5 protein-coding genes are annotated in these 8,303 nt (G+C 52.9%); 3 read left to right on the top strand and 2 right to left on the bottom strand.

Annotation, left to right across the window (positions count from 1 at the left end):
- Nucleotides 1–451, bottom strand: a 451-nt coding sequence (locus RDK48_RS14030; protein WP_308588030.1) for an MFS transporter, incomplete at its 3' end; no start/stop codon positions are given.
- 330 nt (nucleotides 452–781) lie between these two features.
- On the opposite strand from RDK48_RS14030, the gene RDK48_RS14025 reads away from it, so the two are divergent.
- Nucleotides 782–2,314 carry an outer membrane homotrimeric porin gene (locus tag RDK48_RS14025; protein ID WP_298998078.1) on the top strand — a complete coding sequence of 511 codons (1,533 nt, stop codon included), beginning with the start codon at nucleotides 782–784 and terminating at the stop codon, nucleotides 2,312–2,314.
- Nucleotides 2,315–2,582: 268 nt separating this feature from the next.
- Here the strand turns inward: RDK48_RS14025 and RDK48_RS14020 are convergent, their stop codons facing one another.
- Nucleotides 2,583–4,031 carry an aryl-sulfate sulfotransferase gene (locus RDK48_RS14020; protein WP_298998080.1) on the bottom strand — a complete coding sequence of 483 codons (1,449 nt, stop codon included), beginning with the start codon at nucleotides 4,029–4,031 and terminating at the stop codon, nucleotides 2,583–2,585.
- Between the two features lie 238 nt (nucleotides 4,032–4,269).
- On the opposite strand from RDK48_RS14020, the gene RDK48_RS14015 reads away from it, so the two are divergent.
- Both RDK48_RS14015 and RDK48_RS14010 read left to right on the top strand, forming a co-directional pair.
- Nucleotides 4,270–4,998 carry a Crp/Fnr family transcriptional regulator gene (locus RDK48_RS14015; protein WP_298998082.1) on the top strand — a complete coding sequence of 243 codons (729 nt, stop codon included), beginning with the start codon at nucleotides 4,270–4,272 and terminating at the stop codon, nucleotides 4,996–4,998.
- A 373-nt stretch (nucleotides 4,999–5,371) separates the two neighbouring features.
- Nucleotides 5,372–8,251, top strand: a complete 2,880-nt coding sequence (locus RDK48_RS14010) for an ATP-binding protein (protein ID WP_298998084.1) — start codon at nucleotides 5,372–5,374, stop codon at nucleotides 8,249–8,251.
- The last annotated feature ends 52 nt before the right edge of the window (nucleotides 8,252–8,303 follow it).

Raw genomic sequence — 8,303 nt, 5'->3', positions numbered from 1 at the left:
TGTTTTGCCATTTGCCACGGCTCTCGGCCGGGGCCATTTCTGCGATATAGGCTTGCGAACACACCATGAGGCAGAACACGCCAAAACCTGTCAGGGCGCGTGATGCCACAAATACGTGGAAGCTGTCCGTGAGGCCATTGATGATGGAGGCTGTGGAAAACAGTGTGATGGCAATGAGAAAGGTTTTGCGCCGCCCGATGATGTCCGAGATAAATCCGCCGACAAATCCGCCGAGGGTCATGGAGGCAAAATACCAGAAGGTCACGGTTCCGATGTCCTTCATGGTTAGCCCCCAGTTGTGCATCAGCGCCGGGGCAATAAAGCCGAAATTCCAGTTATCCATCTGTTCGCAAAAGTATGCGACCATAATGATAAAGAACACAGCCTTGTGGCGTCCTGTAACAGCAAGGCCGTCAAAGTAGTTATTGCTGATGCGCGGCGAATCCTGCATTGCGCCTCTCCTTTTCATTGTCTGCCATTTTGCATTTTTTGTGAAAAAAATCATCCACTGCCGTGTTGGTTCAAAAAACTAGGCTAGCAGTGGTGCTGGTGACGTTGTTGTGGCAACATTTTCTGAATATTTTTTTCACATTTATAAAAATACTCTTTTAAAATAGCATGTTGAGTTGTTTTTGAGAGGTGATGTCTATTGATTGTGAAAAAATAAACTTTTTTCAAAAAACGTTGTTGCGGCAACGGTGCAGGCCTTCGGAAAGCGCCATTACAGAGCATTACTGGAAGAGGTTTCTGTATGGTTGCACCAACTTGCACAGGAGGAATGATGAAAGCTGTTCGCAACAACGTACTGGGAGTGTTGCTTGCCGGGGGCTTGCTACTTGCGCCGGAAGCGGCCGAGGCGGTTGATTTCAAGGTCAAGGGGGCATTTGATGTAAGCTTTGAAGCATCCAATGTCATGCCGCGCGGGATTAAAGGGAGCGACACCTTCGGCGCGATCGAGCGCCTGCGCACCCAGATAGACGCCATTGCCAGCGAAAACGTGTCCGGCAGCCTGATGTTCACTGTAGGCACTGGCACCATGAACTGGGGAAAATCCGGCGACGGCGCATCTCTTGGAGCGGACAGTTCAAAAAATCTTGGCGTCCGGCATGCGTACATTGACTGGCTCGTGCCCAAGACCGATATAAAGGTGCGCATGGGTATGCAGCCGCAGCTTCTGCCCGGTTATGTGACTGGCTGGAGCGCGGTGTACGGCCAGTATTCCACGGGGGTGACCGTCAGCTCTCCCCTGGTGAGCAGCGGTGATTACAAGATGGGGCTGACGGGCTTCTGGGCGCGGCCATATAACGATAATTCGGAAATTACGCAAAACGGACAGACGCAGAAAAACTACCTTGATAACCTTGATCTGCTGGCGCTGACCTTGCCGATCACCGGCAACGGCATGAAGATAACCCCCTGGGGCATGTACGGCCTCATTGGCGAGAACAGCCTGCGCGGCATCAACACCAATACCGATCAGCGCGAACCTGCCATTTACGCCCCGCGTGGCGGGCTCATGCCTGTGCTTGGCAGCGGCGGCAACTACTTCAGCACGTTTGAAAAAAAATATCGCAATGCAAACAATACCTGGGGCAATGGTTTTTGGGGCGGACTGACCTCTGAAGTCACGACTTTCGAGCCTTTTGACATCGCGGCGGAGTTCACCTATGGCCGCGTGGATATGGGCGAGCTGAAAGATTACACCCAGTTCAGCTCCACGGGACAGACCAAGACCTTTGATCTCGTGCGTCAGGGCTGGTACGCGGCCTTGCGGGTGGATTACAAATGCGACTGGGGCGTCCCTGGCATCACCGCCTGGTACGGCAGCGGCGACGACAGTAACCCCTACAACGGTTCAGAACGTCTGCCTGTGTTCAACTCCCCCTGGCCGGTCACTCCGCTGGGTTTTGGCGGCGGCTTCTTTGATCTCAATACCTGGAAGGTTCTCGGGCACAATCCCGGCGGTCTGGCGGGTATTGTGGGTACCATCAAGGATGTCAGCTTTATTGACGACCTGACCCACACCTTCAAGCTTGCGTATTTTCATGGCACCAACAGTGCGGAAATGCCCCGTAAGGCCAATATGACGAGCTATCCCAGCAGGGCTGACGGCCCCATGGCCTACCTCACCACCACCGACCATGCCTGGGAAGGCAGCGTGTCCAATACCTACAAGATTTACGACAACCTGCTGATGAATGTGGAAGCCGCCTACGTGAACCTGCATCTTGACGGCAGCACGTGGCGTGGCGTGGAAGATTCGCAGTATCGGGATAACTGGCGGGTTTCGCTGACCTTCCGTTACCAGTTCTGATTTTTTTCAGCCCTTGGGCTGATGTGGCGGGGGAGCTTGCTCTCCCGCCTTTTCTATGGCGAAAATTGGGTAGTGGAGACATATTGTGGGGGGCTTCCTTAAATTTTTTGCCTTTTCCTAAGCTGATACAGGCAGCCTCCTAACCTGAAATTGGGCGGCGGAGCATGCTTGCCAGAGGAGCAGGCTTTAAGCGGGGCTTCATCCATAAAAAAACAGAGGCCCCGTCCGAAGACGGAACCCCTGCAAGGAAGGTATGGCGAACAGGTTTCTATTCCGTTGCTGCTACGCAGTGCCCTGCGCCACTGTAGTAACCGATGGTGCCTTCAACCTTGACTTCAGACATGGGGCCAAACGGGGCCGCGCCGGGTACGCGGAAGGTTTTGACTTCCAGAGGTTCAATGGCTTTTTCCTCCGGCACATCCGCCTGCGGCACCCAGGAGTAGGGCAGACGGTAGGCGCGGTACACCCAGTTCATGGGCAGGCTGATGTGGCCCTTGTAGGGGCAGATGTATTCCCACACGATTTCGTGTTCTGCCGTCACTTCAAAAACGCGGCCATCGGAACCTTCGCAAATAAGCGTGTTGCCGTTGGGCAGGCGCTGGGCAGAGCTGATGAAGGGGCTGTAAAAACGGCTGGCATCCAGTGGCACGAGGAAGCCTGCTTCATGCGGCGTATACTGCCACACAATCTTGCGGGCCACGGGATCTATTTCCAGCACGCGGGAGTAGTCGCGCTGGGCCGCCTTGACGCCCTTGGGCGCGCCAGGATTGGGGTTGCCGTAGCCGCCCCAGCCGCCGTTGTCGTATACCAAAATATTGCCTTCGCCGGGCAAACCACGGGGGATCATGTGCGCGTGGTGCTGACCAATGATCCAGCCGATGGCCTTGTCTTCGGGGCTGCGGTCATAGTCCGGGCCAAGCTGCCAGACAATCTTGCCGGTTTTTTTGTCCAGGATGAGAATAATATTGGTTTCCCGTCCATCAATGATGATGTTGTCGGGGTGGAAGCGGGCGTCGCCAGCCTCAAACCATTTGTTGGGGCCAAGTGTGGACATGGAGTTGACGTGCATCCAGTCGCCCACGCCGGGGGCGTCTTCCATGAGGGTGCCGCCCCGGTAGTTGGGGTCGCGGCACATGGCATTGAGCGCGGCCTCGGTGAAGCCCATTTCTTCCGCATGGTCAGAGCAGTTCCATTCCCACACGATGTCGCCGTCCCAGGTGACTTCGTAGATAACATCGTCAACCAGCGGTTTGTCGCTGATGTAGGGCTGCACAGTGTTTTTGTGGCAAAGCACCAGGGTGTTGCCGGAGTCGATCTTGGGTTCCTGGCCGGGAGCATAGTAGCCTGTGGAGCTGCCTTCGCGCTGGAAATCGTGGTGCTGACGCGCCATCCACTGAGCCTTCTGGCCGGGATCTTCTACAAATTCGGCGCGGTCGAACTTCCACACGATTTTTCCGTCCCAGTCGATCTGTACAAGATCAAGCTGATCCTGAAGCCCGTGCTTGGGGTGGCGTGTGCCGGTGCTGCCCATGAGCATGCCGCCGGGGAACATCTTGTTGGGAAAGCCGTGAACGTCCTTCCACATGCGAATTTCATGACCGTTCATGCCAAGAAGCAAAGCGCCGTTGTCCGGTGCCTGAATGATGGTGAATCCACTCCAGGCTTTTTCCGGATTATAGACCGTTACGCCTGTGGGATAGATAGTCGGGTGTCCCATGACAACCTCCTCGAGTGGGCTGAATGTGCTTACATTGAACCGTTGAAGGCTTTCCGGCAAGTAGTGCAACAACACGCAATGCCGAAGTGAAAGTCTCACGATGGCTGGTCACTGCCCTGAGGCCTTTGACCGTGTACGCTGGAATGCTGCCACAAGATAAATGGTCAAAACGTTGTCCTTGCAACATAATTCACAAAAAGGGTACGGTAGGTTCCAAAACAGCATGTGGAACGCTGGCATGATAGAGGCCGGAATTCCGCATAACGCCTTGAGTTCATCACTTTCCCAGGGGGCTGACGTGTCATTTACTGAATTGCTCAGACAAAATGAGTGTTGGCGAAGCGTGGCGCTCACAAAGCCGCGCCTGTTTCGTAAGGGGCATAAATTTTATGACAATCAGCCAGAAATGTATTTTCTGGTGAGTGGCAGAGTTCGCCTTATGGCTCTGGCCCCTGATGGAAGTGAAAAAACGCTCTGGTACCTTGGCGATGGCTCATGCTTTAATGAAACACCAATGTTTATGGACGGGGATAAAAGTGTAGCCACAGGGCAAGGCGAGGTGCGTTTTTTTCACGATTGCGCAGAAGACTGCTATATCTGTACATTTACCAGAGAAGATGTACATCGTTTGGGTATGGAAAATCCTGAACTTTTTTTTAATCTTTGCAAAAGCTACAGTGTAAAAGTTACACTATTGTCAAAAAATGCTGTTTCATTATGTATGGAATCGCACCTTACGCGTATTTGTAAATTTTTGGCTTCACGGATTGTGCCGGGCTCAGAACCGCTGCGGGCCAAACGCGATATTTCTTACCGAGATATGGCTGATCTGCTCGGCATGCACCGCATCACCCTATACAAGGTGATGCGGCAGGCGCAGGAACGGGGCCTGTTTTCTTTTGACAAGAACAGCGATGAAATTTTTATTCTCAAGCCGGATGAATTTTACAAAGAAGCGCATCTGTAGTTGTATTGTCCCACTGCCTTTTGCGGTGTATTTTAGTATCGTTTGCATGCTACTATTTTTTTGTGTAGCGCAATGCAAGATAATAATAAAAAATAGTAACATGTGTAGGTGTATTGCAGGTCTTTGAATATCTGCAACACTTGAAATATGCCTGGTCGTTGAAAAATTAAACAAATTAACATATTATAATATCAGGCTAAACCGTTTATTCACACGGATTGCGCAACCTGTAGTAGCTGGACTTCGCCCCTGGATGTATTTACTATAAAATACAAGATGTAATCAGAAGCCACGAGGTGCGCAGCGCGCACGGCAGGCACCCTTACGCAGATTCCTCGTTTTATAAATGGGCTTGCGACGCAGGGGTGAATAGATGCAATCACTGCTACCCATTGTGAAACTGCCGAAGAGCAGTTTTCATCGTCCATCTATCCTGCGCATTGCTGCAATGTGTCTGGTTATCATGGGATGCGCCCTGTTACTGGTTTCTGATACCGGTTTTTCCACCCTCGCGGCAAGCGCCGCCACGGCCAATGCGCAAGGCATGCAGTCGGAAAGGCAATCGGGCAGGCCGCAAACCGCAGAGCACAAGTCCGTGCTCATTCTTTCCGGGTCGCAATATGGCCTGCCTGTTACAGACAACATGGCTGCCGGAACCGTTGAAGTCCTCAGGGAAAAAGGCCTGAGTTTCAACGATATTTACGTTGAAATGCTCGACCTTGTACGCAACGACAGCACCTATTGGCGCTCCAGGCTTGCATCCGTATTGCAGGAAAAGATTGCCCAGGCAGACATTGGGCTGGTGGTGGTGCAAAATCAGGCTGCGCTGGAATTTTTTGCATATGAGTGCGCTGGCATGGTGCCGCTTGAAGTGCCAGTTCTGGCAACCCAGATATCGAATCCTGCGGTATCGTGGCGCGGTCGCCCGCACTCAGTTCTGTATGTGGGCAGCCGCTGGGATATTGCCGGAACGCTCCGCTATGGGCTCGATCTTTTTCCGCAAACGCATCAGCTGGTTGTAGTTGCCGGAGCATACAACAAACAGTCTTTATTCCATACTCAGGTGGTTTCGGCCCGGGCCGCATTGCCAGAAAATATCGAGATGGAGGATACTGCGGCACTGTCCTATGCAGAAATGCTGGAGCGGATTTCGTCGCTGCCCCCCAATACCCTTGTCTTGCTTGGAACTTATTACAAAGACAGTACCGGACACAGCTTTGTTCCCGCAGAAGTGGCCGCCGATGTCGCCAGGCTGGCAAACGCGCCAGTGCTGGCCCTCTATGATGCGCATGTCCTCCAGGGTGCATTAGGGGGGTCTGTTGTAATGACCACAGAGGTTGGGCGGCAAGTAGGCAAAATCGGTTTTGAGTTTCTGACCGGAATCCGTAAAATTGATGCAGACAACACAGATGCCGCAGTGCTGCCGCAGCCCATGTTTGACTGGGTTCAGTTGCTGCGTTGGGGTGCCGACACCACCAAGTTACCCCCAGATTCCATAATATTGAACCGCCCGCGAACCATTTGGAGCGAATACCGCAATTCGGTAATTGCCGCTGCGGTAGCCATTGCCATTTTGTCTGCATTGTCCATTGCTCTGGCAATACAGAATCAAAAACGCAAAAGGGCGGAGCAGGCCACTGCCGCGCTTAACGATCAACTGGAGGAGCAGGTAGCCAGTCGCTCTGCCGAGCTTGCCGCGCGCACGGCTGTGCTGCAGACCATATACGACTGCGCCAGCTCAGGCATAGCGCTGATTGCCGACCGCACAATCATTCGCGGCAACCGCAGAATGCACGAAATGTTTGGCTGGCCTGAGGGCGGGATGATCGGTAAATCCGTGAGAATATGGTATGTAGACAACGAGGCGTACCTTGATGCGGGCAAAATTTCTTACGAGCGGATATGGAACGGTGAAACCTATTGCAGGGAAGAAGAACTGGTGCGCCGCGATGGAACCCTTTTTTGGGCGCGCATGACAGGCACGGCGGTTGATCCGGCTGACCACTCCAAGGGGATAGTGTCTGTTATTGACGACATCACAAATGAACGCCTAGCAATGGCTCAGATGGCGCTGTCCCGTGAGCAGGCCGAAGCTGCCAATGCCGCCAAGAGCGTCTTTCTGGCAAGCATGAGCCACGAAATACGCACACCGTTGAACGCCATAATCGGGCTTGCCCACCTTTTGCGAAAAAAAACGCAGGATAAGGATACAACGGAAAAGCTGGAGCGCGTTCAGGCTTCAGGCAGGCATCTTCTCCGCATTATCAATGATATCCTTGATTTTTCAAAGATTGAAGTCGGCAAGCTGGTTATTGTTGCCGAACCGATGGATATAAGGGCTATCTCTGACAATGTGGTGTCAATCATGGCAGAAAGCGCTTCTGCCAAGGGCATACAACTGCACGTGGAATCTGATCCTGTGCCCTGCGCGCTCAAGGGCGATGCCCTGCGCGTTACGCAGGCCCTGCTCAATCTGGTGAGCAATGCCATCAAGTTTACCCCCTCGGGCAGTGTTGCCATCCGTACCCTGATGGACGCGGAAATGGAATCGCACGTGAGACTTCGCTTTGAGGTGACAGATACCGGCATAGGCTTTGCCGAGGTGCAACTGCCAAACCTGTTTGCTCCCTTTGAGCAGGCTGATTCTTCCATGTCCAAGCGTTTTGGCGGCACGGGCCTTGGCTTGGCCATTACCAGAAAACTTGCAGAACTCATGGGAGGACAGGCCGGGGCCCATAGTACATTGGGGCAGGGCAGCACGTTCTGGTTTACAGCGGTTTTTGACAAAGTTGAAGACGCCAGCCTTGTTAAGGCCAAAGAGCAGATCAAGGATGCCTGCAAGGAAATTTCAGTAAATTTTGCAGGCAGCCGTATTTTGCTTGTGGAAGATAATGAAATAAATATGATTGTTGCAACAGAAACACTGGCAGAGGCCCTGCTTGAAGTAGAGGTTGCGCGTGACGGGCTGGAAGCCCTCGCCAAGGTGCGCCAAGCCAGCCCCGGCTACCATGCCCTGGTGTTGATGGATATGCAGATGCCCAATATGGACGGTCTGGAGGCGACACGCGAGCTTAGAAAGATGCCGTCCGCTCAGCACCTGCCCATCATTGCCATGACGGCCAATGCATTTAATGAAGATCGCGACCGCTGCTTTGCAGCAGGAATGAATGATTTTATTGCCAAGCCGGTGGAACCGGATCAAATGTTTGCAACCATTTTGCGCTGGCTGCGGCGGGGGCAAAATACCGGTTGATGTCGGCACGTAAGTAATTGTATATGCTAAGATATATTGATTGTTCCCCTGT

It is taken from the genome of uncultured Desulfovibrio sp., from assembly GCF_902477725.1.
Lineage (GTDB): Bacteria > Desulfobacterota > Desulfovibrionia > Desulfovibrionales > Desulfovibrionaceae > Desulfovibrio.
Note: the sequence above shows the minus strand (reverse complement) of the source record. Positions and strands in the feature narration are given on the sequence as shown.